Annotated in this window: 1 pseudogene; it reads left to right on the top strand. The window is 73.0% G+C overall.

Features of this window, described 5'->3' with window-relative positions:
* Positions 1 to 437: pseudogene (locus D7V93_RS45765) on the top strand (hypothetical protein); the annotation flags it as partial.

Here is a 437-nt window from a genome sequence, read left to right as displayed (position 1 = left end):
ATGCTCTTCCACGAACCCCGGCTGTCGAAGAACGCTCTACGGAGGACGGTCGCTGGGCGCGGGGCACCTGGGCGTGGGCCTGGAGGTGGGCTTCCCGCTCGTGTCCGCGCGGACCCTGTACGGCGTCCTGCCGCGCCTGGACCTGGGGCTGGGCGTGGACAGCGTCTACGGCCTGATGATCGAGCCACGCGCGAGCGTGCGCTTCACCGCCCTGGACAGCCCGCTCGCCAGCCTGGCCGTCGTGGTGGACGGAGGGCGTGCGTTCTTCCTGCGCCCGCCGGAGACGGAGGAGAAGGGCGCGCGCTACCTGAGCGGCCGGCGCGACTGGAACGTGGCCCCGGGCCTCGTGTTCTCCCTCCAGGGCGCGGGCCCGCGCTCGGTGCGCCCGTACATGGACCTGCGGTGCCTGCTGTCCTTCGACACGCACCCCACCCAGC

The sequence above is a fragment of the Corallococcus llansteffanensis genome, from assembly GCF_003612055.1.
GTDB lineage: Bacteria > Myxococcota > Myxococcia > Myxococcales > Myxococcaceae > Corallococcus > Corallococcus llansteffanensis.
This window is presented reverse-complemented; position numbering and strand designations above follow the sequence as displayed.